This window comes from Delftia tsuruhatensis (assembly GCF_903815225.1).
Classification (GTDB): Bacteria; Pseudomonadota; Gammaproteobacteria; order Burkholderiales; family Burkholderiaceae_C; genus Comamonas; species Comamonas tsuruhatensis_A.
The window spans coordinates 5,889,652-5,915,320 of the sequence record NZ_LR813084.1; the positions used below are offsets into that span (position 1 = coordinate 5,889,652).

The 25,669-nt window shown below is 69.6% G+C and carries 24 protein-coding genes; 9 read left to right on the forward strand and 15 right to left on the reverse strand.

What is annotated here, in order from left to right:
- Window positions 1-4 precede the first annotated feature (4 nt).
- Window positions 5-982 (forward strand): succinylglutamate desuccinylase/aspartoacylase domain-containing protein, encoded by a 978-nt coding sequence (locus tag L1Z78_RS26830; RefSeq protein ID WP_234639366.1) that lies wholly within the window; start codon window positions 5-7, stop codon window positions 980-982.
- A 3-nt stretch (window positions 983-985) separates the two neighbouring features.
- Here L1Z78_RS26830 and L1Z78_RS26835 read toward each other — a convergent pair whose 3' ends face one another.
- Both L1Z78_RS26835 and uvrA read right to left on the reverse strand, forming a co-directional pair.
- Complete coding sequence (locus tag L1Z78_RS26835; protein ID WP_234639367.1) at window positions 986-2,140, reverse strand: NAD(P)/FAD-dependent oxidoreductase; 1,155 nt, start codon at window positions 2,138-2,140, stop codon at window positions 986-988.
- 8 nt (window positions 2,141-2,148) lie between these two features.
- Entirely contained in the window at window positions 2,149-5,250 is a 3,102-nt protein-coding gene (gene uvrA, locus L1Z78_RS26840) for an excinuclease ABC subunit UvrA (RefSeq protein ID WP_234639368.1), read from the reverse strand.
- Window positions 5,251-5,506: 256 nt separating this feature from the next.
- Between uvrA and L1Z78_RS26845 the strand changes: the two genes are divergently transcribed.
- Both L1Z78_RS26845 and ssb read left to right on the forward strand, forming a co-directional pair.
- A complete protein-coding gene (locus L1Z78_RS26845) occupies window positions 5,507-6,682 on the forward strand; it encodes an MFS transporter (RefSeq protein WP_234642273.1) in 1,176 nt (391 codons plus the stop codon).
- Window positions 6,683-6,841: 159 nt separating this feature from the next.
- Entirely contained in the window at window positions 6,842-7,402 is a 561-nt protein-coding gene (ssb, locus tag L1Z78_RS26850; protein WP_234639369.1) for a single-stranded DNA-binding protein, read from the forward strand.
- A 224-nt stretch (window positions 7,403-7,626) separates the two neighbouring features.
- Here the strand turns inward: ssb and paaE are convergent, their stop codons facing one another.
- The 6 genes from paaE to paaK are packed head-to-tail and all read right to left on the reverse strand — an operon-like array spanning window position 7,627 to window position 12,730.
- Entirely contained in the window at window positions 7,627-8,724 is a 1,098-nt protein-coding gene (gene paaE, locus L1Z78_RS26855) for a 1,2-phenylacetyl-CoA epoxidase subunit PaaE (protein ID WP_234639370.1), read from the reverse strand.
- Window positions 8,721-9,266, reverse strand: a complete 546-nt coding sequence (gene paaD, locus L1Z78_RS26860; RefSeq protein WP_234639371.1) for a 1,2-phenylacetyl-CoA epoxidase subunit PaaD — start codon at window positions 9,264-9,266, stop codon at window positions 8,721-8,723. The genes paaE and paaD overlap by 4 nt, the downstream gene beginning before the upstream one ends.
- Window positions 9,266-10,036, reverse strand: coding sequence for a 1,2-phenylacetyl-CoA epoxidase subunit PaaC (gene paaC, locus L1Z78_RS26865; protein WP_234639372.1), 771 nt, complete (start codon window positions 10,034-10,036; stop codon window positions 9,266-9,268). Before paaC ends, paaD begins: the two co-directional genes overlap by 1 nt.
- Before the next feature lie 13 nt (window positions 10,037-10,049).
- The gene (gene paaB, locus L1Z78_RS26870; RefSeq protein WP_234639373.1) at window positions 10,050-10,367 is read right to left on the reverse strand and encodes a 1,2-phenylacetyl-CoA epoxidase subunit PaaB; all 318 of its coding nucleotides are present in this window, start codon (window positions 10,365-10,367) and stop codon (window positions 10,050-10,052) included.
- Window positions 10,364-11,386 carry a 1,2-phenylacetyl-CoA epoxidase subunit PaaA gene (gene paaA / locus L1Z78_RS26875; protein WP_234639374.1) on the reverse strand — a complete coding sequence of 341 codons (1,023 nt, stop codon included), beginning with the start codon at window positions 11,384-11,386 and terminating at the stop codon, window positions 10,364-10,366. Before paaA ends, paaB begins: the two co-directional genes overlap by 4 nt.
- A gap of 24 nt (window positions 11,387-11,410) precedes the next feature.
- Complete coding sequence (gene paaK / locus L1Z78_RS26880; RefSeq protein ID WP_234639375.1) at window positions 11,411-12,730, reverse strand: phenylacetate--CoA ligase PaaK; 1,320 nt, start codon at window positions 12,728-12,730, stop codon at window positions 11,411-11,413.
- 148 nt (window positions 12,731-12,878) lie between these two features.
- Here paaK and paaN point away from each other — a divergent pair, with 148 nt between their 5' ends.
- The gene (paaN, locus tag L1Z78_RS26885; protein WP_234639376.1) at window positions 12,879-14,537 is read left to right on the forward strand and encodes a phenylacetic acid degradation protein PaaN; all 1,659 of its coding nucleotides are present in this window, start codon (window positions 12,879-12,881) and stop codon (window positions 14,535-14,537) included.
- 15 nt (window positions 14,538-14,552) lie between these two features.
- On the opposite strand, the gene L1Z78_RS26890 is transcribed toward paaN, so the two are convergent.
- Window positions 14,553-15,188 carry a TetR/AcrR family transcriptional regulator gene (locus L1Z78_RS26890; RefSeq protein ID WP_234639377.1) on the reverse strand — a complete coding sequence of 212 codons (636 nt, stop codon included), beginning with the start codon at window positions 15,186-15,188 and terminating at the stop codon, window positions 14,553-14,555.
- A 190-nt stretch (window positions 15,189-15,378) separates the two neighbouring features.
- On the opposite strand from L1Z78_RS26890, the gene L1Z78_RS26895 reads away from it, so the two are divergent.
- Both L1Z78_RS26895 and L1Z78_RS26900 read left to right on the forward strand, forming a co-directional pair.
- Window positions 15,379-16,059, forward strand: coding sequence for a LuxR C-terminal-related transcriptional regulator (locus L1Z78_RS26895; protein WP_234639378.1), 681 nt, complete (start codon window positions 15,379-15,381; stop codon window positions 16,057-16,059).
- A gap of 167 nt (window positions 16,060-16,226) precedes the next feature.
- Window positions 16,227-16,394: a hypothetical protein gene (locus tag L1Z78_RS26900; RefSeq protein WP_234639379.1), complete on the forward strand. Its 168-nt coding sequence runs from the start codon at window positions 16,227-16,229 to the stop codon at window positions 16,392-16,394.
- Here the strand turns inward: L1Z78_RS26900 and L1Z78_RS26905 are convergent.
- Window positions 16,363-17,922: a serine hydrolase gene (locus L1Z78_RS26905; protein ID WP_234639380.1), complete on the reverse strand. Its 1,560-nt coding sequence runs from the start codon at window positions 17,920-17,922 to the stop codon at window positions 16,363-16,365. The two genes, L1Z78_RS26900 and L1Z78_RS26905, sit on opposite strands and share 32 nt — an antisense overlap.
- A 70-nt stretch (window positions 17,923-17,992) precedes the next feature.
- Window positions 17,993-19,147, reverse strand: a complete 1,155-nt coding sequence (gene mnmA / locus L1Z78_RS26910) for a tRNA 2-thiouridine(34) synthase MnmA (protein ID WP_234639381.1) — start codon at window positions 19,145-19,147, stop codon at window positions 17,993-17,995.
- 240 nt (window positions 19,148-19,387) lie between these two features.
- Here mnmA and L1Z78_RS26915 point away from each other — a divergent pair, with 240 nt between their 5' ends.
- From L1Z78_RS26915 to L1Z78_RS26925, 3 genes are all read left to right on the forward strand, one after another.
- Window positions 19,388-19,966: a hypothetical protein gene (locus tag L1Z78_RS26915; RefSeq protein ID WP_234639382.1), complete on the forward strand. Its 579-nt coding sequence runs from the start codon at window positions 19,388-19,390 to the stop codon at window positions 19,964-19,966.
- Between the two features lie 113 nt (window positions 19,967-20,079).
- Window positions 20,080-20,793: a Bax inhibitor-1 family protein gene (locus tag L1Z78_RS26920; protein WP_234639383.1), complete on the forward strand. Its 714-nt coding sequence runs from the start codon at window positions 20,080-20,082 to the stop codon at window positions 20,791-20,793.
- Between the two features lie 112 nt (window positions 20,794-20,905).
- Complete coding sequence (locus L1Z78_RS26925; RefSeq protein WP_234639384.1) at window positions 20,906-21,832, forward strand: LysR substrate-binding domain-containing protein; 927 nt, start codon at window positions 20,906-20,908, stop codon at window positions 21,830-21,832.
- Window positions 21,833-21,850: 18 nt separating this feature from the next.
- Here the strand turns inward: L1Z78_RS26925 and L1Z78_RS26930 are convergent, their stop codons facing one another.
- Genes L1Z78_RS26930 through L1Z78_RS26945 form a run of 4 tightly spaced genes read right to left on the reverse strand, consistent with a single transcriptional unit; the run spans window position 21,851 to window position 25,638 of the window.
- Entirely contained in the window at window positions 21,851-22,618 is a 768-nt protein-coding gene (locus tag L1Z78_RS26930; RefSeq protein WP_234639385.1) for an enoyl-CoA hydratase, read from the reverse strand.
- An 11-nt stretch (window positions 22,619-22,629) separates the two neighbouring features.
- A complete protein-coding gene (locus L1Z78_RS26935) occupies window positions 22,630-23,604 on the reverse strand; it encodes a Bug family tripartite tricarboxylate transporter substrate binding protein (protein WP_234639386.1) in 975 nt (324 codons plus the stop codon).
- A gap of 33 nt (window positions 23,605-23,637) precedes the next feature.
- Complete coding sequence (locus tag L1Z78_RS26940; RefSeq protein ID WP_234639387.1) at window positions 23,638-24,804, reverse strand: CaiB/BaiF CoA transferase family protein; 1,167 nt, start codon at window positions 24,802-24,804, stop codon at window positions 23,638-23,640.
- Window positions 24,805-24,852: 48 nt separating this feature from the next.
- The gene (locus L1Z78_RS26945; RefSeq protein ID WP_234639388.1) at window positions 24,853-25,638 is read right to left on the reverse strand and encodes a citryl-CoA lyase; all 786 of its coding nucleotides are present in this window, start codon (window positions 25,636-25,638) and stop codon (window positions 24,853-24,855) included.
- Between the last annotated feature and the right edge of the window lie 31 nt (window positions 25,639-25,669).

Below are 25,669 nucleotides of genomic sequence, written 5' to 3' on the forward strand. Positions count from 1 at the left end.
AGCCATGGACGCTTTGCGATTTGACCTTCCCCTGCCCGACCTGAGCGCCTGGCGCGCGGGCAATACCGGTACCGAGGGCGTGTGGCAATTCGACTCGGGACGCCCGGGCCGCCACGTGATGATTTCCGCGCTGGTGCACGGCAACGAGATCTGCGGCGCCTGGGCCGTGTCTGGTCTGCTTGAGGCACTGCACAACGGCCTGGCGCTGGACAACGGCCGCCTGACCCTGGTGCTGGCCAACCTCGATGCCTTCGACCGCTTCGACGCGGCCCACCACGATGCCTCGCGCTTCGTGGACGAGGACATGAACCGCCAGTGGATAGACGCACGCATCGACGAGGGCGGCACCCGCGAACGCCGCCGCGCCGCCGCGCTGCGCCCCTTCGTGCAGCAGGCCGACTGGCTGCTGGATCTGCATTCCATGCACGAGCCCTCGGCCCCGCTGCTGCTGACCGGCATGCAGCCGCGTAACCGCGATCTGGCACGCCAGATGGGCGCGCCGGCGACCATCGTCGTGGATGCCGGCCACAAGGACGGCACGCGGCTGCGCGACTATGGGCGCTTCGGCCTGCCCGACGCCGAGGCCGGCGACTCGCGCTCGCTGCTGATCGAATGCGGCTTCCATGGCGATCTGGCCAGCCGCGACGTGGCGCACGACCAGTGCCTGCGTTTCCTCGAAGTGGCCGCCATCTTCGACAACAGCGCGCTGCACGCCGCCCTGCCCGGCTGGAAGCAGGCCGACGCACCGGCCCAGTGGGCGCTGGAAGTCACGGCGCCCGTAGTGGCCAAGAGCAGCGGCTTTCGCTTCACGGCGCCGTTCACGGGGCTGGAGCGCTTCGAGAAGGCCGGCACGGTGATCGGCGACAACGATGGCGAGCCGGTGATCACGCCCTATGGCGACTGCGTGCTGGTCATGCCCTCGGTGCGCCAGGCGCGTGCGGGCGTGACCGTGGTGCGCTTCGCGCGGCGCTCGCCGCTCTGAGCGTCAGGGGCGCTGGCAGCGCGCGGGCGACAGCCGTTCGGGCTGCACGCCCTGCGCGGCCAGGCGCACATCCAGCGGCTCGCCGCGCAGCAGGTTGCGCGCCAGCAGGCTGTAGCCGAAGGCGCTCTGTATGCCGTAGCCGCCCTGGGCGGCCACCCAGAAAAAACCCGGCAGCGGCGCAGGCGAGGCATCCCAGCCCACGGCCATCTCGCCGTCGGCCACAAAGCTGCGCAGCCCGGCCCAGGTGTGCGAGGGGCGGCGGATCTGCAGCGTGGTCACTTCCTCGATGCGCCAGATGCCCGTGGCCACGTCCAGTTCCTCGGGTACCACGTCCTGCGGCGCCACGGGGTCGGCATTGGCGGGCGAGCCCAGCAGCTGGCCTGCATCGGGCTTGAAGTAGAAGCCCTCGTCGGCGCTGATCACGGCGGGCCAGCGTGCGGCATCCATGCCTTCGGGCACGGCAAAGGTGAAGGCACTGCGCCGCTTGGGCACCAGGCCGATGGGCGCTGCGCCCGCCAGCGCACCCAGCGCATCGGCCCAGGCGCCGGCCGCGTTGACCACGCAGCGCGCACGCACCTGGCTGCCATCGGCCAGGTCCACGGTCCAGACACCTGCGGCATGCGCCAGCGCACGGACCTCGGCGCTGCAGCGCAGCTCGCCGCCGCACTGCCGCAGGCCGCGCAGGAAGCCCTGGTGCAGGCCATGCACGTCGATGTCGCGCGCGCCGTCGTCCGCAAAGCCATCGACCAGCAGCGTGGTGTTCAGGCAGGGCACCAGGGCCTTGAGTTCATCGGCCCCCAGGCGCCGCGCATGGGGCGAGTGCAGGAGCGCCTCGGCATGGGCGGCATCGAGCAGGTCCTTCTGCGCGGCCGTGCCCACATAGAGCACGCCGCGCGGCGCCAGGATGGGCGCCTGCACAAAGCCCTGCGGCGGCTGCTCGTAGAAGGCGCGGCTGGCGCGCGTCAGTGCCTGCACCTGGAGCGGGCCGTAATGCTCCTCGTAGAGCGCGGCCGAGCGGCCCGTGCTGTGGTAGCCGGGCTGGGACTCGCGCTCCAGCACCAGCACCGAGGCGCCGCCATCGCGCGCCAGCTGCCAGGCCACCGAGGCGCCAGCGATGCCCGCGCCCACCACCACGAAATCACGGATGCTGCTGTCCATGGCCGGCCTCACTTTGCGTTCTTGCGGCCTGGCTTGGCCTGCGCGGGAGCCGCCGCTGCCTCCAGGTAGGGCCGCAGATAGCGCCCCGTGTGGCTGGCCGGGTTGGCCGCCACGTCCTCGGGCGTGCCGATGGCCACCACCTGGCCGCCGCCTGCGCCGCCTTCGGGGCCCATGTCGATGATCCAGTCGGCCGTCTTGATCACGTCCAGGTTGTGCTCGATGACCACGATGGTGTTGCCCGCATCGCGCAGCTGCTGCAGCACCTTGAGCAGCAGGGCGATGTCGGCGAAGTGCAGGCCCGTCGTGGGCTCGTCCAGGATGTAGAGCGTGCGCCCCGTGTCGCGCTTGGACAGCTCCTGGGCCAGCTTGACGCGCTGCGCCTCGCCGCCCGACAGCGTGGTCGCGCTTTGGCCCAGCCGGATGTAGCTCAGGCCCACGTCCAGCAGCGTCTGCAGCTTGCGCGCGATGGGAGGCACGTCCTTGAAGAAGGCATGCGCGTCCTCCACCGTCATCTCCAGGATCTGGGAGATGTTGCGCCCCTTCCACTGCACCTCCAGCGTCTCGCGGTTGTAGCGCTGGCCATTGCAGACGTCGCAGGGCACGTAGACGTCAGGCAGGAAGTGCATCTCCACCTTGACCATGCCATCGCCCTGGCAGGCCTCGCAGCGCCCGCCGGCCACGTTGAACGAGAAGCGCCCCGGCCCGTAGCCGCGCTCCTTGGCGGTGTTGGTCTCGGCCATCAGGTCGCGGATGGGCGTGAACAGGCCCGTGTAGGTGGCGGGGTTGCTGCGCGGCGTGCGGCCTATGGGCGACTGGTCCACGTTGATGACCTTGTCGAAATGGCCCATGCCGACGATGTCCTCATGCGGCGCAGCCTCGCCACCGGCGCGGTGGATCTGGCGCGCAGCCTCGGTGTAGAGCGTGTCGTTGACCAGGGTGCTCTTGCCCGAGCCCGAGACGCCGGTCACGCAGGTCAGCAGGCCCACGGGGAAGTCCACCGTCACGCCCTGGAGGTTGTGCCCGCTCGCGCCGACCACGCGCACGGCCTGCAGCGCTGGCGCCGGCGCCGCATCGGCGGCGGGCTGGCGCGCGGCGCTGGCGGGAAAGCCCTTGCCCGCGGGCCTGGCCTGTTCCTCGGCCGCCACCTCGACCACGGGCAGCCAGGGCGTGCGCCGCGCCGGCACCTCGATACGCTGCGTGCCCGCCAGGTAGCGGCCCGTGGGCGAATCGGGGTTGGCGCGGACCTCCTCGTAGCTGCCCTGGGCCATGACCCGGCCGCCATGCACACCTGCGCCCGGACCCAGGTCGATGATCTGGTCGGCCGCGCGCATCATGTCCTCGTCGTGCTCGACCACGATGACGCTGTTGCCGATGTCGCGCAGGTGCTGCAGCGTGCCGATGAGCTTGTCGTTGTCGCGCTGGTGCAGGCCGATGCTGGGCTCGTCCAGCACATACATCACGCCCGTCAGGCCGCTGCCGATCTGGCTGGCCAGGCGGATGCGCTGGGCCTCGCCGCCGGACAGGGTGTCCGCGCCACGCTCCAGGCTCAGGTAGCTCAGGCCCACGTCGTTGAGGAACAGCAGGCGCGATGCGATCTCGCGCACCACCTTGCCCGCGATCTCGGCCTTGGCGCCCGACAGTTGCAGGGACGCGCACCAGGCATGGGCTTCGGCCAGCGTGGCATGCCCCACCTCGTAGATGGCGCGGGCCTGGTCGCCCTCGCCCACGCGCACGAAGCGCGCCTCGCGGCGCAGCCGCGTGCCGCCGCAGTCGGGACAGACGCTGACGCTGCGCAGCCGCGCCAGATCGTCTCGCACCACGCTGGACTCGGTCTCGCGCCAGCGCCGCGTGATGTTGGGGATGATGCCCTCGAACGGGTGGCGCTTGACCAGGGTCTCGCCCTTGCGCGATCCGCTGTCGAAGACGTAGCTGAAGGCCATCTCCTCCTCGCCCGAGCCCCAGAGCAGCACGTGGCGCACTTTCTCGGGCAGCTCCTCGAAGGGCCGTTCGATGTCGGCGCCGTAGTGGCGCGCCACGCTCTCCAGCATGGAGAAGTAGTAGCCGTTGCGCCGGTCCCAGCCCTTGACGGCGCCGCTGGCCAGACTCAGCGTGGGAAAGGCCACGACGCGTTCCGGATCGAAGGACTCCGTGCAGCCCAGGCCGTCGCAGCCCGGGCAGGCGCCCATGGGCGAGTTGAACGAGAACAGGCGCGGCTCCAGCTCGGGCAGCGAATAGCTGCACAGCGGGCAGGCGAATTTGGCACTGAACAGGTGCTCCCTGCCGCTGTCCATCTCCAGCGCGATCACGCGCCCGCCGGCCTCGGCGCCTCCAGCGCGCAGGGCGGCCTCGAAACTCTCGGCCAGGCGCTGCTGGGCATCGGGGCGCACCTTGAGGCGGTCGATGACCACGTCGATGTCGTGGCGCTCGTTTTTCTCCAGCACCGGCAAGGAATGGGCCTCGTGGATCCTGCCGTCGATGCGAAAGCGCACATAGCCCTGGGCCTGCATCTGGGCGAACAGCTCGGCGAACTCGCCCTTCCTGTTGCGCGCCAGGGGGCCCAGCACCATCAGGCGCGTGTCCTCGGGCAGGGCCAGGGCCGCGTCCACCATCTGGCTGATGGTCTGGGACTGCAGCGGCAGGTCGTGGTCGGGACAGTAGGGCGTGCCGGCGCGCGCGTACAGCAGGCGCAGGTAGTCGTTGATCTCGGTGACCGTGCCCACGGTGGAGCGCGGGTTGTGGCTGGTGGCCTTCTGCTCGATGCTGATGGCGGGCGACAGGCCCTCGATCAGGTCCACATCGGGCTTGTCCAGCCGCCCCAGGAACTGGCGCGCATAGGCCGACAGGCTTTCCACATAGCGGCGCTGGCCCTCGGCATACAGGGTGTCGAAGGCCAGGCTGGACTTGCCCGAGCCCGACAACCCCGTGATCACCACCAGCCGGTTGCGCGGGATGTCCAGGTCGATGTTCTTGAGGTTGTGCGTGCGCGCGCCACGGATGGCAATGCGGGACTGCGCCAGCGCCTGGCCGAGGTAGCGGCCATCGGGCTGCACGCTGTGGCCGGCGGCCCGGTGGGGCGCGCCTTCTTCGGGAATCGTGTGGGAACCGGGCATCGGGAAAACCCCTGCGAAGTCGAACCTGCCATGATAGGTCAGAACCTGCGGCGGCGTGGAGCACACGGGCCTGGCGCCGCTCTGATCGATCTCATCCACCCAGGACACGACAGCCATGCATCCCCTGGTTGTCCGCAACCAGGGTCCATGGGCGAGAATGGCGGGATTGCTTGCCTCCTCAGTGCACCCCGTGCTCGATTCCCCCACTCCCGTCTCAGGCGCCACGGCGCCCGCCACCGCCCTGGCCGCCAGCCGCATGACCCCTCAGGAACGCCGCTCCAGCGCCAGCCTGGCGCTGATCTTTGCGCTGCGCATGCTGGGCCTGTTCCTGGTGCTGCCGGTGTTCGCTCTGGAAGCTCGCAAGTATCCTGGCGGGGACGATCCGGCCATGATCGGCCTGGCCATGGGGCTGTACGGGCTCACGCAGGCCGTGTTCCAGTTGCCGCTGGGCCTGGCATCCGACCGGTTCGGGCGCAAGCGCGTCATCGTGGCCGGGCTGCTGGTTTTTGCGGCCGGCAGCCTGCTGGCGGCCACGGCCGACTCGCTGCCAGGCCTGATGTGGGGCCGGGGCCTGCAGGGCGCGGGCGCCGTCTCGGCCGCCGTGACCGCGCTGCTGGCCGACCTCACACGCGACAGCGTGCGCACCAAGGCCATGGCCATGGTCGGCGGCAGCATCGGGCTGATGTTCGCGCTGGCCCTGGTGCTGAGCCCCCTGCTGGCCGCCTGGGGAGGGCTGCCGGGCATCTTCGGGCTGACCTGTGCGCTGGCGCTGGCCGGCATTGCCGTCGTGCTGTGGGTGGTTCCCGCCGAGCCGGCCCGCCACGCCGACCAGCCGCGCGGCCGCATGGCCGATCTGTGGCGCCACGGCGACCTCCTGCGGCTGAACCTGGGCGTGTTCGTGCTGCACACCGTGCAGATGTCCATGTGGGTGGCCGTGCCCGCCATGCTGGTGCAGGCGGGCCTGGACAAGCAGGCCCACTGGCATGTCTACCTGCCGGCCGTGGTGCTGTCCTTCGCTGCCATGGGCGGCCTGTTCGCCATGGAGCGGCGCGGACGCCTGCGTGCGGCCCTGCTGGGCGCCATCGCCCTGGTCACCATCGTGCAGATCGGCCTGGGCGTCCTCGCTGCCGACGGCAAGCAACCTCCGCTGTGGGGCATGGCCTTGCTGATGTTCATCTTCTTCTGCGGCTTCAACGCACTGGAGGCCACACAGCCCAGCCTGGTCTCGCGCATGGCGCCGGCGCCGCTGCGTGGCACGGCGCTGGGCGCCTACAACACGCTGCAGTCGCTGGGGCTGTTCGCGGGCGGAGCGCTTGGCGGCGCCGTGACCAAATGGGCCGGCATGCCGGGGCTGTTCACCATGACGGCGGTGCTGACCCTGGTGTGGCTGGCCGTCACCTGGCCCCTGCGGCCCGTCGGCCGCCACGGCTGAGCCACGGGCTTTCAGACGGTTACAAGCCGCCCCACCGCCAGCCGCCCCGGTATATCCGCCCCCCTGCCCACGGAAGGCGGCTTGCGGCACAATGGCGCGTCTGGCCCGGGATCCATCCCTCTATGCCCGGGCCATCCCTCTGATTAAAGGTTTTCACACATGGCATCCGTCAACAAGGTCATCATCGTCGGCAACCTGGGTCGCGACCCCGAAATGCGCACCTTCCCGAGCGGTGACCAGGTGGCCAACGTGACCATCGCCACCACCGACCGCTGGCGCGACAAGAACACGGGCGAGAACAAGGAAGCCACCGAGTGGCACCGCGTGGTCTTCAATGGCCGCCTGGCCGAGATCGTCGGCCAGTACCTGCGCAAGGGCAGCCAGGTCTACGTGGAAGGCAGCCTGCGCACGCGCAAGTGGACCGACCAGGCCAGCGGCCAGGAACGCTACGCCACCGAAATCCGTGCCGACACCATGCAGATGCTGGGCAGCCGCCAGGGCGGCGGTGGCGGCCAGCAAGGCGGCGGCTACGGCGATGAAGGCTACGGCGACAGCGGCTACGACGCCCCGCCCCAGCAGCAGCGCCGCGCGGCTCCCGCGCCCATGGCCGCAGCACCGCGGCAGGCCCCAGCGCAACGTCCCGCCCCCGCACCCATGGCGCCCCCACCACAGCGCGCGGCCTCGGGCTTCGACGACATGGACGACGACATCCCGTTCTGAACGGCGCAACCGCACTCTCCATGCCCGAAGAAAGCCCGCCCTCCAATGGAGGGCGGGCTTTCTTCGGGGTGGCGTCTTCCTTCCCCTTCCCGCGCGATCCATGCCCACCCTGCTGCCCTGACTCCTTCCAGGGGGCCTGAACCTGGCACCGGGGCTGGCTGCCGGGGTTTGCATCGTCCCCCGGGAGGAGCACGTGCGCACACGGATCGCCCACCAGCCGCCTCTCAGCGCTCGTCGAACGACAACACGACGCGTTCGGTCAGCGGGTGCGCCTGGCAGGTCAGGATGAAGCCGCAGGCCACCTCGTTCTTGTCCAGGGCGAAGTTGCGTTCCATGCGCACCTCGCCCTCGACCACCTTGGCGCGGCAGGTGCCGCAGACGCCCGACGTGCAGGAATACGGAACTTCCAGGCCCGCGGCCGAGGCCGCGTCCAGGATGCTGGGCTGGCCGCGCGTGAACGGGATCTCGCGCGAGAGGCCGTCGCGCACCAGCACGATGCGGGCGGTTTCCGCGTCGCCGGGCTGGGACGCGTGGACCACGGCCCCGACCGGCGCGCTGCCGCCCTGGGGCTGGGCCAGACCGAAGCGTTCGATGTGGATGCGCTCCTCGGGCACGCCCGCGGCCAGCAGGGCGGCCTCGGCCTCGTCGTTCATCTGGAAGGGGCCGCAGATGTAGACATGGTCGATCTGCGCGGCCGGCACCAGGCCCTGCAGGAATTCGCCGATCTTGGCGCGGTCCATCACGCCCATGTTCAAGGGCAGGTCGGTGTGCTCGTCCGAGAACACATGCTGCAGCGACAGCCGCGCCATGTAGCGGTTCTTGAGGTCCTCGATCTCCTCCTTGAACATGGTGGACTGCAGCTGGCGGTTGCCGTAGATCAGCGTGAAGCGGCTGGAAGGCTCGCGCGCCAGCACGGTCTTCATGATGGACAGGATGGGCGTGATGCCGCTGCCGCCCGCGATGCCCACGTGGTGGCGCGCGGCGCCAGGCTCGATGGGCACGAAGAAGCGGCCCTGGGGTGCCATGACCTGCAGGGTGTCGCCGGGCCGCAGGTGCTGGTTGATCCAGTTGGAGAACTGGCCGCCGCGCACCTTGCGCACGCCCACGCGCAGCTCGCCATCGTCCACGCCGGCGCAGATGGAGTAGCTGCGGCGCAGGTCCTGGCCATCGATCTCGTGGCGCAGCGTCAGGTACTGGCCCTGGGTGAAGCCGAAGACCTCGCGCAGCTCGCTCGGCACATCGAAGCTGACGACCACGGCCTCGGCCGTGTCGGGCGCAATGCTGCGCACGCGCAGCGGGTGGAACATCGGGGTCGTGGTCATATCGGTTTGAAATGTTCGAAGGGTTCGCGGCAGTCCAGGCAGCGGTGCAGGGCCTTGCAGGCCGTGGCGCCGAAGGCCGACAGCCGCTCGGTGTGCACGCTGCCGCAATGCGGGCAGGGCACGGGCTCGGGCATGCCGGCACGCCTGCGCACCAGGCGGATGGGCGCGGTGCCCGCAGGCAGCCCTGTCGGTCCCGGCGGCGCGATGCCGTATTCGCGCAGCTTGCGCCGGCCGTCGGCGCTGATCCAGTCCGTGGTCCAGGCCGGCGCGCGGCGCAGCACGGCGCGCGCGGGGCCCAGGCCGGCGGCCTCGATGGCATCGAGCACGCTGCGCTCGATGACCTCGGTGGCCGGGCAGCCCGAGTAGGTGGGCGTGAGCACGATCTCCATGCCCTCGTCGCCAGGCAGGGCCCGCACCTCGCGCACGATGCCCAGCTCGCAGACCGAGATCACGGGCACCTCGGGGTCGGGCACGTCCTGCAGGGCGGCCCAGGCCAGGCGCTCGCGCTCGGCCTGCGGAGAAGGCACCGCTGCGGCGGCCATCACCACACCCCGCCCGGATAGGCGCGCTGCAGGTGCTGCATCTCGGCCAGGATGAAGCCCATGTGCTCGCTGTGCACGCCGTTGCGGCCCGTGCTGCGAAAGGCCGATTCGGCCGGCATGTCCAGCGTGGCCTCGTCCAGCAGGGCCGTCATTTCCGCCATCCAGGGATCGCGCAGTTCGGACCAGGCCGGGCCCAGGCCGCTGGCGCGCGCCGCGGCGTCCACGGCGTCATCGGTGAACAGCTCGGCCGCGTAGCGCCACAGCTGGGCCAGCGCGGCCTCCATGCGCTGGCGCGATTCGGGCGTGCCGTCGCCCAGGCGCACCACCCAGTCGCCCGCATGCTGCTCGTGGTAGCGCGCCTCCTTGAGCGCCTTGGCCGCGATGGCGGCCAGTTCCGTGTCGCCGGAGCCGGTGAGGCGCTCCCACATCAGGCGCATCCAGGTCGCGGCCATGGCGTTGCGCAGCACGGTGAAGGCGAAGTCGCCGCGCGGCAGCTCGGCCAGCGTGGCGTTGAAGTAGTCGCGCTCGTCGCGCAGAAAGGCGAGCTGGTCCTCGTCGTGCGAGCGCCCTTCGAGCTGGCCGGCGCGCGTGAGCAGGGCGCGGGCCTGGCCCACCAGGTCCAGCGCCATGTTGGTCATGGCGATGTCCTCCTCCAGGATGGGCGCGTGGCCGCACCACTCGCCCAGGCGCTGGGCCAGGATCAGGCAGGTGTCGCCCAGGCGCAGCAGGTACTGCACCTCGGGGCGGGCGTCGATGGCAATGGAGGTCATGGCTGCTCCCCGCTCACATGTGGTCCACCGAGGGCGGCAGCTGGTAGAAGGTCGGATGGCGGTAGACCTTGTCCTGGGCCGGGTCGAAGAACATGTCCTTGTCGCCGGGGTCGCTGGCCACGATCTGGTCCGAGCGCACCACCCAGACGCTCACGCCCTCCTGGCGCCGCGTGTAGACGTCGCGCGCCATCTGCAGCGCCATCTGCGGGTCGGCCGCATGCAGGCTGCCGCAGTGCTTGTGGTCCAGGCCGGCCTTGCTGCGCACGAAGACTTCCCACAAGGGCCACTCCTGGAGGGTGTTCTGGGGGGTGTTCTGATCGGTGCTGCTCATGCTGCCTCCTTGTGGGTCTGGTTCTTGCGTTGTTGCTTGCGCGCATGGGCCAGCGCGGCCTCGCGCACCCAGGCGCCGTCGTCCCAGGCCTTGACGCGCGCGCCCAGGCGCTCGCGGTTGCAGGGGCCGTCGCCGCCGATCACGCGCCAGAATTCGTCCCAGGCGATGGGGCCGTGGTCATGGGCCTGGCGCTCTTCGTTCCACTTGAGGTCCGGGTCGGGCAGGGTCACGCCCAGCACGCGGGCCTGCTCCACCGTGGCGTCGATGAACTTCTGGCGCAGCGCGTCGTTGGACACGCGCTTGATGCCCCAGCGCATGGACTGGGCGCTGTTGGGCGACTGGTCGTCGGGCGGGCCGAACATCATGATCGAGGGCCACCACCAGCGGTTGACGGCGTCCTGCACCATGGCCTTCTGCGCCTCGGTGCCCTGCTGCATCATCACCAGCAGGCTGTCGTAGCCCTGGCGCTGGTGGAAGCTCTCCTCGCGGCAGATGCGCACCATGGCGCGCGCATAGGGTGCGTAGGAGCAGCGGCAGATGGGGACCTGGTTCATGATGGCCGCGCCGTCCACCAGCCAGCCGATGGTGCCGATGTCGGCCCAGGTCAGCGTCGGGTAGTTGAAGATGGAGCTGTACTTGGCCTTGCCCGTATGCAGGGCATCGAGCATCTGATCGCGGCTGCTGCCCAGGGTCTCGGCGGCCGCGTACAGGTACAGGCCGTGGCCGCCCTCGTCCTGCACCTTGGCCAGCAGGATGGCCTTGCGCTTGAGCGTGGGCGCGCGGCTGATCCAGTTGCCCTCGGGCAGCATGCCGACGATTTCGCTGTGCGCGTGCTGGCTGATCTGGCGCAGCAGCGTCTTGCGGTAGTTGTCGGGCATCCAGTCCTTGGCCTCGATGAATTCGCCGGCATCGATGCGCTCGTCGAAGCGCTGCTGCAGGCGCATTTCGTCGGCCGAGCGCACGGCCTTCACGCCATCGCCCGCTTCCTTGCCCATGGTGTCCATGGCCTGGGTATACATGTGCGATCTCCTTGAATGAAATGGTTAGCGCGGCCGCTTGTCGTACACGCGCCGGGCCTTGCCGGTCTGCGTGCGCTCGATGGTGTCGGGATCGAAGACGCGCACCGCCGTGGAGATGCCCACCAGGGTCTTGATGCGGTGCTGCACCCACTGCGCGATCTCGCCGCGCTCGCTCTCGCCCAGGCCGCGCCGCTGCGGCTGCAGCTCGCAGTGCACCTCCACCGTGTCCAGCAGGCCTTCGCGGCTGATGTGCATCTGGTACAGGCCCGTGAGGCTGGCGTTGGCCAGCACGATCTCCTCGATCTGGGTCGGGAAGACGTTGACGCCACGGATGATCATCATGTCGTCGCTGCGACCCACGATCTTGCCCATGCGCCGGAAGCTGCGCGATGTCGGCGCCAGCAGCCGCGTCAGATCCCGCGTGCGGTAACGCACGATGGGCATGGCCTCCTTGGACAGCGACGTGAAGACCAGCTCGCCCTCGCTTCCGTCCGGCAGCACCTCGCCCGTGTCGGGGTCGATGATCTCGGGGTAGAAATGGTCCTCCCAGATCACCGGCCCGTCCTTGCTTTCCACGCATTCGCTGGCCACCCCCGGCCCCATCACCTCCGACAGGCCGTAGATGTCCACCGCGTCCAGCCCCGCCTTGCCCTCGATCTCGCGGCGCATGGCCTCGGTCCAGGGCTCGGCGCCGAAGATGCCGATCCTCAAGGAGCTTGCGCGCGGGTCCAGGCCCTGGCGCTGCATCTCCTCCACGATCACCTGCATGTAGCTGGGCGTGACCATGATGATGTCGGGCCGGAAGTCCTCTATCAGCTGCACCTGCTTTTCCGTCTGCCCGCCCGACATGGGCACCACCGTGCAGCCCGCGCGCTCGGCACCGTAGTGCGCGCCCAGGCCCCCGGTGAACAGGCCGTAGCCGTAGGCCACATGCACCATGTCGCCGGGTCGCCCGCCCGCCGCGCGGATGGAGCGCGCCACCAGGTTGGCCCAGTGGTCGATGTCCTTCAGCGTGTAGCCCACCACGGTGGGCTTGCCCGTGGTGCCCGAGGAGGCATGCACGCGCGCCACCTTCTGGCGCGGCACGGCGAACATGCCGAACGGGTAGTTCTCGCGCAGGTCCTTCTTGGTGGTGAAGGGAAAGCGCGACAGGTCGGCCAGCGTGCGCAGGTCCGAGGGGTGCACGCCTTGTGCGTCGAAGGCACGGCGGTAGTGCGGCACGTTGTCGTAGGCGTGCTGCAGCGACCAGCGCAGGCGCTGAAGCTGCAGGGCCTGGATCTCGTCGCGGCTGGCGGTCTCGATGGGGTCGAGGCTGCCGGGGGCGGGGCGCAGGTCTTGGTTCATCGGGGTATCTGGCGTGGTGAGGCAGGGTTTCAGAATAATTGACCGACCGGACGGTAGGATTATAAGATGCGGCTTTCTTGCGCAACAAGGCTTGTTTTCCGGTAGTAACCCTGATAGCCGCCCATTCCAATCCAAGGAGACGTCCCCCATGCCCGCCCTCGCCCTGTACGAACGCCACCGCCCCCTGCTCGACGATGCCCTGAACGCCCTGGCCCGGCGCGGCCACTGGTCGCCCTTCCCCGAAGCGCCCTCGCCCAAGGTCTATGGAGAAACCGCCCAGGCCGAAGGCCAGGCCGCCGTGCAGTCGCTGTTCGGCCGTGACTATCCGATCACCCAGCCCGGCGAGCGCGCCCGCGTGGCCACCGAGCGCTCGCCCTATGGCGTGGCCCTGGACATCCGCTATCCCGAGTGCGATGCCCAGGCGCTGGTGGACGCGGCCCAGACGGCCGAACCGGCCTGGCAGGCCCTGGGCCCCAGGGGCCGCACCGGCGTGCTGCTGGAAGCCCTGACACGCATCCACCGCCGCAGTTTCGAGATCGCCCACGCGGTGATGCTGACCACGGGCCAGGGCGCGATGATGGCCTTCCAGGCCGGCGGCCCCCACGCCCAGGACCGCGCGCTGGAGGCCATCGCCGTGGCCTTCAAGGCCATGGCCGACGTGCCCGAAGAAGCCATCTGGGAAAAGCCCCAGGGCAAGAACCCGCCGGCCGTGCTGCACAAGCGCTTCGAGATCGTGGGCCGGGGCGTGGCCCTGGTCGTGGGCTGCGCCACCTTCCCGACCTGGAACACCTACCCCGGACTGTTCGCCGCGCTGGCCACGGGCAATCCGGTGATCGTCAAGCCCCATCCCAACGCCGTGCTGCCGGCCGCGCTCACCGTGAGCGTGCTGCGCGACGTGCTGACCGAGCAGGGCCTGGACCCCAACCTCGTGACCCTGGCCGTGAGCGAGCAGCCGCAGCTGGCGCAGGCCCTGGCCACGCACCCGGCCGTGGCCTCCATCGACTTCACGGGCGGCAATGCCTTCGGCCAGTGGCTGCGCACGCATGCACCCCATGCGCGCCTGTATGCCGAGATGGCCGGCGTGAACCTGGTGCTCATCGAGTCGACCGATGCCTATGCGGGCATGCTGCGCAACCTCGCGCTGTCGCTGTCGCTGTACAGCGGCCAGATGTGCACGACCACGCAGAACCTGTTGATCCCCGCGGACGGCATTGACACCGACCAGGGCCGCAAGAGCTTCGAGCAGGTCGGCGCCGACCTGGCCGCCGCCATCGACCAGTTGCTGGCCGAGCCCAAGGTGGCCTTCACCGTGCTGGGCGCCATTGGCTCGCCCCAGACCGTGGAGCGCGTGGAGCAGGCCGCCCACGTGGGCCGCGCGGTGCGCGCCTCGCAAAAGCTCACGCATCCCGAATACCCGCAGGCCGAAGTGCGCACGCCCGCGCTGCGCGCGCTGGATGTCTCGGATGCCGCCATCTATGAGCGCGAATGCTTCGGCCCCGTGTCCTACCTGGTGGCAGTGCCCTCGGCCCAGGCTGCGCGCGAGCTGGCCGAGCGCAGCGTGCGCGCGCATGGCGCGATGACGCTGGGCCTGTACTCCACGGATGCGGCCTTCGTCGATGCCGTGGCGGCCTCGGCGCTGCGCGCGCGCGTGGCCCTGTCCATCAACCTCACGCAGGGCGTGATGGTCAACCAGTCGGCCGGCTTTTCGGACTTCCACGCCACGGGCGGCAACCCCGCCGCCAATGCCAGCTACACCACGCTGGCCTTCGTGGCCGACCGCTTCGTGGTCGTGCAGCGCAGGTGGTAAGGGACCGGGCCGAGCCTAGGCCTGGCGGGCCTTGCGCGGCTTCTTTTCGTCAGGCGCGCTGACCGCGCGCACGCCGCCGAAGAACAGCTGGGACACCATGGTGCCAATGGCGTCATGGTCCAGCATGCCGCCCGGCTTGAGCCAGGTGAAGGTCCAGTTGATCATGCCGAACAGCAGCATGGCCAGGGGCTTGCCCAGGGCGCTGTCGGCGGGCTCGCCGCGCACCTGGGCAATGGTCTGCGCAAAGGCGGCGACCACGCGGCGCTCCACGTCCAGGATGCGCTGCTGGTCTTCCTCGCGCAGGAAGCGCACGTCCTCGGTGAGCACGCGGTGCGCGTTCTGGGCCTGGGCGTACTCCCGGCCGAAGCCGCGGATCAGCGCATGCAGGCGCTGCTCGGGATCGGCATGGGCCTGCAGGGTGTCGTTGACCAGCGCTTCGAGGCGCAGCACATGCTCTTCGGCAATGCGCACGGCCAGGTCGTGCTTGTCGATCACATAGTGGTAGAGCGTGGCCTTGGAGACACCACAGGCGGCGGCCACCTCGTTCATGGAGGTGCCCGCATAGCCGCGCTGCGCGAACAGCTGGGCGGCATGGGAGAGGATCATTTCGCGCTGGCCATCGTAGCCAGCAGGGTCACGTACGCGGGCCATGCGGCGGCGTCCTTTCGGGATGTGTCGTTGCCATCGGCCGGCGGAGCTTGCACCCGCCCGGCCTGCGCGGCGATTATGGACGGACGGCGGCGCGCGCCCGCGCGATTACCAGTTTTCAGGGATATGCAAAGATGCGGGCGTCCCCCACAGTCCGGCATCCATACTGCCGTTCCTGCGCCCACCTCCCTCCATGCACACCCATCTGCTTTTCCAAGAGTCCACGCTTCCCGCGCCTGTGCTGGTGGTGGAGGACGAGCCGCTGATCCGCCAGCGGCTGCAGTCCGTGCTGGGCCAGCTCGGCTACACGCCGGATGCCATGCTGTTCGCCGGCTCCGTGGCACAGGCCCGTGCCTGCCTGGCCGAGCCCGTGGCCCTGGCCCTGGTGGACCTGGGCTTGCCCGACGGCAGCGGCATCGACCTGATCGCACAGATGCGCGGCGCCGACCCGGCCATGGGCATCCTGGTGATCTCGGCCTGGAGCACGGAAGACGCCATCCTTGCCGCACTGCGCGCAGGCGCCACCGGCTATGTGCTCAAGGAGCGCGATGACCTGGAGGTCTCTCTGTCCATCCGCAGCGTGCTGCGTGGCGGCGCGCCCATCGATCCCTTCATCGCGCGGCGCGTCATCGCCGAACTGCAGGGCTCCATGCCGGCCACGGCAGGTGACGACCCTCAGGCCGCGCTGAGTGCGCGCGAAAGCCAGATCCTGCGCCTGGTGGCCGAGGGCCTGACCAATCGCGAGATCGCCGAGCAACTGCATCTGTCGCGCTACACGGTCGAATGCCACATCAAGCACATCTACCGCAAGCTGGCCGTTTCATCGCGCACCCGCGCCGTCAGCGCGGCGCGATCGCGCGGCCTGCTGGGCTGAGACCCATGGACCCGCGGCGCCGGCTCGCGGCCCGTGCGCTGGCCAATGTAATCAAGCACAGCAGGTGCAGGTGGAGCCGCAGTGGACCGAGCCGCGCTGGATGATGCCGCGCATCACCGATGACGGCGCGGGCTTCGACGTGGCCGCCGTGCAGCATGCAGGCGCGCATGCAGCGCCTGGGCGGCCACCTGGACATGGATTCCGGGCCGGACCTGACCACGCTGGCCGCCTGGCTCCCCGTAGCCGAGCCCGCACCGCAGCATGGCGGCGAGGACACGGCCCAGGCCGCCGCGCGCGGGCCCGTCAGCGGGAAAAGCGCCCTATCCCCGCACTGACGCCGGCCGGTGTCAGCACATCGTCGAAATACTCCAGCGTGAGCTGGTTGCCATCGAAGACGGCCTGGGACAGGCTGCCTGGCGAGTCCCCTTCGGGCACGAAGCTGAAAACGTCCCCATCCCAGTGGCTGAGCACGATGCGCTGCTGCCCCAGGCTGATTTGCAGCCCGGCGCCACCGGCCTGCAGGCCGACCTGGGCCGGGCCGTAAAAGCGGTTGGCATAGCTGCCCACGTAGGCGCCCAGCGGCCGTGGCGGCCGGGGAAACGTGGGCCGGGTCTTGCCCACCAGCGCCCCGTGGGGCTGCATGATGGGCGCGAGCCGCCGGGTCCAGATGCCTTCCCAGTCCTGGCGCTGGCGCCCCCATTCGACCAGGTCCAGGAACTGCGAGACCACGATCTCGGGCAGGCCGATGGGCATGCCGTTGGTCAGCACCACGATGCCCAGCTTGAGCTCGGGCATGACGGTGAAGCTGGTCGCGCTGCCCGTGCCGAAGGCGCCCGAGTGGCTGTAGGTGGTGCGCCCCGCCTCGGACACGCCCACGTTGAAGCCGAAGCCGTAGTAGCGCGCAGGCTCGCCGTTGCCGACCGGCGACTGCAGCATCTGCGGCGACAGCGCCGTGCGCAGCGCCTGTGCGTCGACCACCTGGCGGCCCTCGAAACGGCCCTCGTCCAGCACCATCATCATCCAGCGCGCCATGTCGCGCACCGTGGAGCTGACACCGCCGGCCGCGGACTGCGCGTCAGGCCTGCGCACGGGGCCCGGCTGCCAGACGCCGTTGACGCGCAGGTGGCCGGCCGCACGGTTGGCACGCGCCTCGAAGTCGGCGAAGCGCGAGCTGGTCTGGGTCATGCCCAGCGGGCCGTAGAGGGCCTGCTGCGACAGCGCGGCCCAGGACTGGCCGGCGATGGCGGCCACCGCCTCGGCCCCCGTGGTCAGGCCGAAGTTGCTGTAGGCGTACCGGGTGCCCACGGGCCGCAGCGGCAGGTAGCGCAGGCGTTCCAGGATCTGGCGCTGGTCATAACCCAGCTCCTCCAGCGTGTCGCCCGCCTGGCCGGGCAGGCCCGAGCGGTGCGCATACAGGTCGCCCACGGTGATCCGCTGCGCGGCGTCGGCATCCTCCAGCGTCCACCAGGGCAGGCCCTGCTGCACGCGCGTGTCCCAGGATACGCGCCGCTGACCCACCTGCTGCGCCACCACGGTGGCACCCACGGACTTGGAGACCGAGGCCAGCTGGAACACGGTGTCGGCATCGACGCCCAGCGCGGAGCCCAGGCGGCGCACGCCCATGCCCCGGGCGTAGACCAGGCGACCTTCATGCACCACGGCCACGGCCACCCCGGGCACGCCCGTGCGCCGCATCTGGGTGCGCACCAGGCCGTCGAGCTCATCGAGTGCACGCCGGACCCGGTCCGAGCCGGGCGGGCCGATGGGGTCGCCCCAGGAAATCTCCCCGTTGCAGCCGGCCGTCGCCACGGCGCCCAGGGCCGCGCCCAGCAAATGCCGGCGCGCAAGAATCGGTGAAGCCATGGGATCTCCTGTGGTGCGGTCAAAAAATGAAAAAAAGGGGCGGTCATGCCGCCCCCGTGACGATAGCAAATCACGCCGCGGCGGCCCTGCCCGGCGTCAAGGGAGGGTCAGCCGGATCCACGGCCGCGATGATGCCCCCGCCCAGGCACACGTCGCCGTCGTAGAGCACGGCCGACTGGCCGGGCGTGACGGCCCATTGGGCCTCGGGAAAGTCGAGCCGGAAACCTTCGGGCGTGGCGCCCGAGATCAGGGCCGGCGAGTCGGGCTGGCGGTAGCGCGTCTTGGAGCCGTAGGCCTTGCCCTCGGCCGGCGCATGGCCCGCGACCCAGCTGACCTGGTCGGCCAGCAGCGCCTGCGACAGCAGCCAGGGGTGGTCGTGGCCCTGCACCACGCGCAGCGTGTTGCTGTCCAGTTCCTTGCGTGCCACGAACCAGGGCGCGTGGTCGCCGCCGCCGCGCGGCGCGCCCTTTTCCTTGATGCCGCCGATGCCCAGGCCCGAGCGCTGCCCCAGCGTGTAGAAGGACAGGCCCACATGCCTGCCCAGCTTGCGGTTGCGGTCGTCGAGAATGGGGCCGGGCTCCTTGCTGATGTAGCGGTTCAGGAAGTCGCGGAATGGCCGCTCGCCGATGAAGCAGATGCCCGTGGAATCCTTCTTCTTTGCGTTGGGCAGGCCGATCTCCTCGGCGATGCGGCGCACCTCGGTCTTCTTCAGCTCGCCCACGGGGAACATGGCCTTGGACAGCTGGGCCTGGTTCAGGCGGTGCAGGAAGTAGCTCTGGTCCTTGGCCGGGTCCAGCCCCTTGAGCAGCTCGAACAGCTGCGTGTCCGGGTTCTGGCGCACGCGCGCATAGTGGCCCGTGGCGATCTTCTCGGCGCCCAGGCGCATGGCGTGGTCGAGGAAGGCCTTGAACTTGATCTCGGCATTGCACAGCACGTCCGGATTGGGGGTGCGGCCCGCCTGGTATTCGCGCAGGAACTCGGCGAAGACGCGGTCCTTGTACTCGGCGGCGAAGTTCACATGCTCGATCTCGATGCCGACCACGTCGGCCACGGCGGCGGCATCGACGAAATCGACGTTGGACGAGCAGTACTCGCTGTCGTCGTCATCTTCCCAGTTCTTCATGAAGATGCCGACCACTTCATGGCCCTGCTGCTTGAGGAGATGGGCCGTGACGGCGGAATCCACACCGCCCGACAGGCCCACCACGACGCGGTGTTTAGTCATGGGCAGCGATTATCCCAGCGTGCCCCGAACGCTGTGCACCACGGGCTTTGCGACAGGCTTTTACATCGATGCAACCACGGTGCACCCCTCCATGCTGTCCAGTGCGGCAGCCCCGCCACGAAGAAACAAGAACTTACACAAGCAACAACCGATTCGAAGATGATCGGGCCCAGCCACGCCCTGCCCACGCAGGCGCCCAGCCAGGCACATATCAATTCACAACAGCAAAGAGGGGGTTCCATGCCCGGTTTCGTCCGCAAGATTCTCATTTTCGTCACCGGCTATGCATGGCTGGTCCTGCTGGCAGGCCCCGGCCTGGCCGCGCTGTCGCTGTACAGCGGCTGGAAGGCCGAGGGCGACCATGCCTATGTGGCCCGCGAGCAGCTGGCCACCGTCAAGGGCAAGGTGGTCGAGGCCGCCGAGGTCACCGTCAAGAAAAAGCGCCGCTCCACCAGGCACTACTACCAGATCAGCGTGCAGCCCGAGGGCGGCGGCGATGTGCGCAAGCTGCGCATCGACTACAGCACGCCCCAGCAGCTCGTGGCATCCATGATCGACGAGCAGGTCACCACGCTGTCCGATCCCGACGACAGCGACCTGGTCTACGAAGCGAGCATTGGCGGCAAGACCCTGATCAGCTATGAGGACACGCGCCAGCGCCTGCAGGCCGAAGCCAGCGCATCGGCCCAGTCCTTCAGCGGCGCGGGGCTGTGGATCGCCGCCCTCATCCTGACGCTGATCGGCGGCGCGGGCGTCTGGCTCAACCGCAGGCTGCGCGCCGCCCAGGCCAACGCCGAGAACCAGACCGTGGCGGCCTGAGCCTCGGCGCGCACCGGCCCGCCCGGCATCGTTCATCGACAAAGACAGAGAGAGGGGGACGGGGCGCATCCGCGCTGCGTCCCTGTGGTCCCGCAACCCTGGAGAAGTGATCCATGAACCCGAACGTCCTGACCCCCGATTCGCCGCAAGGCGCCCCCTTCGAGCGCCGTGATTTCATCGTCGCCACCTACAAGCACCTGGGCGCGGCCATCCTGGCCTTTGTCGTGCTGTCCGCGCTGCTGATGGTCAGCGGCTTTTCCGGCGCCACGGCCAGGATGCTGGTCGCCAGCGGCAGCAAGTTCCTGTGGCTGGGCGTGATGGGTGCCTTCATGCTGGTGGGATGGCTGGCCTCGCACCTGGCCGACAACGCAGAGAGCCCGCAGACGCAGCTCATGGGCCTGGGCCTGTACGTGCTGGCCGAAGGCCTGATCTTCGCGCCCATGTTCGGCATCGCCCAACTGGTGGCGCCGGGCGCCATCGGCGCGGCGGCCTTCATCACGCTGCTGCTCGTGGGAGCACTGACCTGGACGGCCTTCACCAGCAAGACCGATTTCTCCTTCCTCGGCGGCATCCTCAAGGTCGTGGGACTGGTCGCGCTGGGCACCATCATCGCGGGCGCCATCTTCGGCTTCAAGCTGGGCATCTGGTTCTCCGGGATCATGGTGGCCTTCGCCGGCGCCTGCGTGCTCTACGACACCTCGCGCATCATCCACGACTATCCGGCCGACCGCCCCGCGGGCGCGGCACTGCACCTGTTCGCCTCCATCGCCCTCATGCTCTGGTATGTGCTGCGCATCCTGATCAGCCTGGCCAGCAACGACGATTGATCGCACCGCCAACGCGGTGAAGACACGGGCGGCATGCGCAGGCATGCCGCCTCTTCTTTTGTGGCGCTGAAATAATGGCGGCCACCCATTCCGATCCCCGCCGCTCGCCCCCATGCGCTACGACCTGACCGATCTCAAGCTGTTCATGGCCATCGCCCAGGCCGGCAATCTCTCGCGTGCCAGCCAGGCGCGGCACCTGACGCCCTCGGCCGCCAGCCAGCGGCTGCGCAACCTGGAGCAGGCCCTGGGCTGCCAGCTGTTCACGCGCGAGCACAAGGGCATGCGGCTGACCGAGGAAGGCCACGCCATGCTGGAGCATGCGCGCGGCATCTTCGCCGCCATCGACGGCATGGAGGCCGAGGCCGCCCTGCTGGGCAGCAGCCTGCAGGGCAAGGCGACGCTGGCGGCCAACAGTTCCTCGCTGCACGGCTTCATCGGCCCGCACATCGGCGAGTTCCTGACCGCCTTTCCCGAGGTCAACCTGACCCTGGTGGAGCAGACCAGCGAGACGATTGCCGCCAGCGTGGCCGAGGGCGAGGCCGACCTGGGCATCTACGCGGGCGAGCCCATGGCCGGCGCCTTGGCCTGCGAGACCTTCGCGCTGGACCGCCTGGTGGTGATCGCGCCGCCCGACCATCCGCTGGCGACCCGGGACGACGGGATGCCGCAGGAGGGCGACGGCCCCTCCTGCCGCTTCTTCGACACCCTGTCCCATGCCTTCGTGGGCATGGCGCTGACCAGCAGCAACTACGCCTTTCTGCGGGAGGTGGCCAAGCGCCATGGCCGGCCGCTGCGCTGCCGCATCCATGTGGACGACTTCACCTCCATCGTGCGGCTGGTCTCGCAGGGCGTGGGCCTGGCCATCATTCCGCACAGCATCTACCGCAGGCTCGGCACCGCGCATGCGGTGGCCTGCCTGCCGCTGGAGGAAACCTGGGCACGGCGCCCGCTGCAGCTGGTGCGCTCCAGCGAACGGCCGCTGACGCCCACCGCGCAGCGGCTGCGCGGCTTTCTGAAAGGGCTGGCCGACGAAGCCTAGTCTGGCCAAGGCCCAGGTTCAGGCCTGGGCCTTGGCCTGCTTGCGCTCCAGGAAGGCATTCATGTGGTGCTGCGGCTCGCCCGTGTTGAAGGCCGCGCCGAACTCGGCCACGCTGTCGGTGATGGCCGAATCCACGCCCATGCCCTCCCAGCGGCGCAGCAGGCGTTTTTGCTGGCGCAGCGCCGCGATACCGATCTGGCCCAGGCCCTCGGCAATCTGCGCGATGCGCGCATCGAGCTGGTCGCCGGGCACGCATTCGTTGAGCAGGCCCCAGCGCTCGGCCTGCAGGGCGGCTATGTTCTCGCCCGTGAGCAGCAGCCAGCTGGCGCGCGTGCCGCCGATCTGCGCGGGCATCATGGCCGCGTGGATCACCGAGGGAATGCCGACCTTGACCTCGGGCATGCCCACCACGGCATCATCGGCCGCGATGCGCAGGTCGGCCGCCATGGCCAGCTCCAGCCCGCCGCCCAGCGTATGGCCCTGCAGACGCGCGATCACGGGCACGGGGAAATGCCGCACCGCGTTGCACAGGTCGCGCAGCCCGCTGATGAAGGCGCGTGCCGAGGCGACATCCAGCGATGCCATCTCGCGGATGTCGGCTCCCGCGACAAAGGCCCGCGTGCCCGATCCGCGCAGCACCAGGCAGTGCAGGCCGGGGCGCTCGGCCAGCTCGGCCAGTTGCGCCGTCAGCGCACGGATCACGGGCGTGCCCAGGATGTTCAGCGGGCCACCGCCCGTGATGGTGAGCACGGCGGTTTGTGGGGTGGGAAAGTTCACTTCGTACATGGCCAATCTCCTCACAGTTTCTCGAATCCGATGTCACGGATCAGTTGGGCCCAGGCGCGATTGGAACGCTCCACCGTCTGCCTGAACTGCGCAGGCTCCTGGAAGTCCACGACGGCGCCCTGCTGCTCGATGGTCTTGATCAGCTCGGGCTTTTGCAAGGTCTTGCGCAGGGCTTCGCTGAGCCTGGCAAGAATGGCGGGATCAAGCCTGGCAGGCGCGCCCAGGCCGTACCAGGACATGTCGTTCATGGGCTTGAGTCCGGCCTCGGCATAGGTGGGCACGCCGGGCAGGGCCGGCAGGCGCACGGGGCTGGACACGGCCAGGGCCCGCAACTGGCCGCCCGCGATCAAGGCGCCCGAGGAGGGCATGTTGTCGAACACCACGTCGAGCTGCCCCGCCATCAGGTCGTTGAGCGCCGGCCCCAGGCCCTTGTAGGGCACATGGGTGAGGGTAGTGCCCGTGGTGCTGCCGAACAGCGCGCCGCTCAGGTGGCTGAGCCCGCCATTGCCCGAGGAGCCGTAGTTGAGCTTGCCCGGCGCAGCGCGCGCGGCGTCGCTCACGTCCCTGGCGCTCCTGTAGGCCGATCCTGCGCTGACCACCATCACGCCCGGCACGTTGGCGATGTTGGTGATGGGGGTGAAGTCCTTCACCGGGTCATACGCGGGCTTGGCGTAGACGTTGGGGTTCACGGCGTGCGAGCTCTCCACCATCATCACCAGGGTGTAGCCGTCGGCCGGCTGCTTGGCCGCATAGGCCGAGCCCGTGCTGCCGCCCGCGCCGGGGCGGTTTTCCACCACCACGGGCTGGCCCAGGGTCTCGCCCAGGTAGCGGGCCGCCACGCGCGCGATCACATCGGTGGCGCCGCCCACCGCATAGGGCACGACCAGGCGCACCGGCCGGTCGGGATAGCTGCCAGCCCCTGAGGCATGCGCCAGGGGCATGGCCGCGAGCAGGGACGCTGTCAGGAAGATCTTGCGTACTGTCATCCTTGTCTCCTTTTTTGAATCGAACCGGAAAATTCAGAGCCCGTGCGGCGGCCCGCCCAGCACGGGCGGCGGCAGCACCTGGGCGCCGCTGCCGGCCGGCACCATGGGGTTGCGCACCAGCTTCAGCGTGCCCAGCTGCGGGTGCTCCACCGTCTGCAGCATCTGGCGGTGCCGCACCTGCGGATGGGCGAAGACCTGTTCCAGGGTGTTGATGCAGCCCCAGGGCACCTGGGCGGTGTCCAGCGCCTCGGTCAGGGCCTGCAAGGCCCAGCTGCCCAGCGCGGCGCGCAGCAGGGGGCGCAGCTGCGCCATGCCGGTCAGGCGCGCGGCATTGGTGGCAAAGCGCGCGTCCAGGTGCCAGTCCGTGCCCAGCACGGAGCACAGGGCGGCGAACTGCCCGTCATTGCCGATGGCCAGGATGAAATGCCCGTCTTCGCAGGCAAACACCTCGTAGGGCGCGCAATTGGGATGGGCGTTGCCCGTGCGGCGCGGGTTCTCGCCGCTGACCAGGTAATTGGCCGCCTGGTTGGCATTCATGGCCACGGCCACGTCCAGCAGCGCCAGGTCGATGTGCTGGCCGCACCCCGTGCGCTGGCGCTGCACCACGGCCGCCAGCACGGCGCTGGTGGCATACATGCCCGTCATCAGGTCCACCACGGCCACGCCCGTGCGCAGCGGGCCCGCGCCGGGCTCGCCATCGGCCACGCCCGTGTAGCCCATGAGGCCGCCCAGGCCCTGGAACACATAGTCGTAGCCGGGCTTGTGCGCCAGCGGCCCGCTCTGGCCGAAGCCCGTGATCGACAGGTAGATCAGCCCCGGGTTGATGGCGGCCAGCGCCGCGTAGTCCAGCCCGTGGCGCGCCAGCGCGCCGGCCTTGTAGTTCTCCACCAGCACGTCGGCATCGCGGATCTGACGCAGCAGCCAGGCATGCGAGGCCGGCTCGGTGAAGTCCAGCGCCACCGACTGCTTGCCGCGGTTGCAGGACAGGAAGTAGGCCGACACGGCCTCGCCACCGGGCGCCTGCACGAAGGGCGGGCCCCAGGCGCGCGTGTCGTCGCCTGTGCCGGGACGCTCGATCTTGAGCACCTTCGCGCCCAGGTCGGCGAGGTTCTGTGTGCACCACGGCCCCGCGAGGATGCGGGACAGGTCCACCACACGCAGGCCGTCGAGGGCATGGCCCAGTCCATTGGTTTGTTGCATGGACCCGATGCTCGCGGCTTGGCGCGCGGCGGTTCATCGGTCATTGCTTCACGCAGCGTTCGCGGAAACTGCACGCCCCGCATACGGGATGGCGTCCTCCACCGTTTCCCAGATGAACCGGCCCGAGGGGCTTTGCTGCTCCTCCACCACATGCGCCACCAGCCCGGCGGCCCGCGAGATGACGGCAAAGCCGCGCATCACGGCCGTGGGCACGCCGATCTCGCCCAGCAGGGCGGCCACGGCCCCCGTGGCATTGATGGTGATGGGCCGGCCCGCTGCGGCGTCCACGGCGGCCGAGAGGATTTCGAGCGCGCGGATTCTGCTGCCCGCCAGTTCGGGTTCGGCGCGGCCCATGTCCAGCAGCTTGTAGGCGCGCGGGTCCACCGGCTTGTGCAGGTGGTGGCCAAAGCCGGGCACGGGGCTTCTCAAGGCCTTGTGGTGCGCGGCGATGGCGCGGGCCTCGGCATCGGGGTCGGCAGCGGCGGCGATGCGGTCGAGCAGCACGGAACAGTTCTCCATGGTGCCCACGAAGGAGCTGCCCACGGCCAGCAGGCCGCTGGCGACGGCGCCTTGCAGGTTCTCGGGCGCGCTCATGTAGATGAGGCGCGTGGCAATGGCGCTGGGCGTCAGGCCATGCTCCATCAGCACGATGAGCACCACGTCCGCGATGCGCAGGTCCACGGGGCGCGGCGCGCGGCCCAGGATCTGCATCAGCATCACCTCGGTGAAGGTCTTCTTGCCCATCAGGTCCTCGACCAGGTCGGCATCGCGGTAATGCAGGCTGGTGAGGGTATGGGAGCATAGGCGGGTAACGGGGGGTTGGGAGGTTGCCATGGCCAGGGTTTCCTTGTGATGTTGTGCGGGG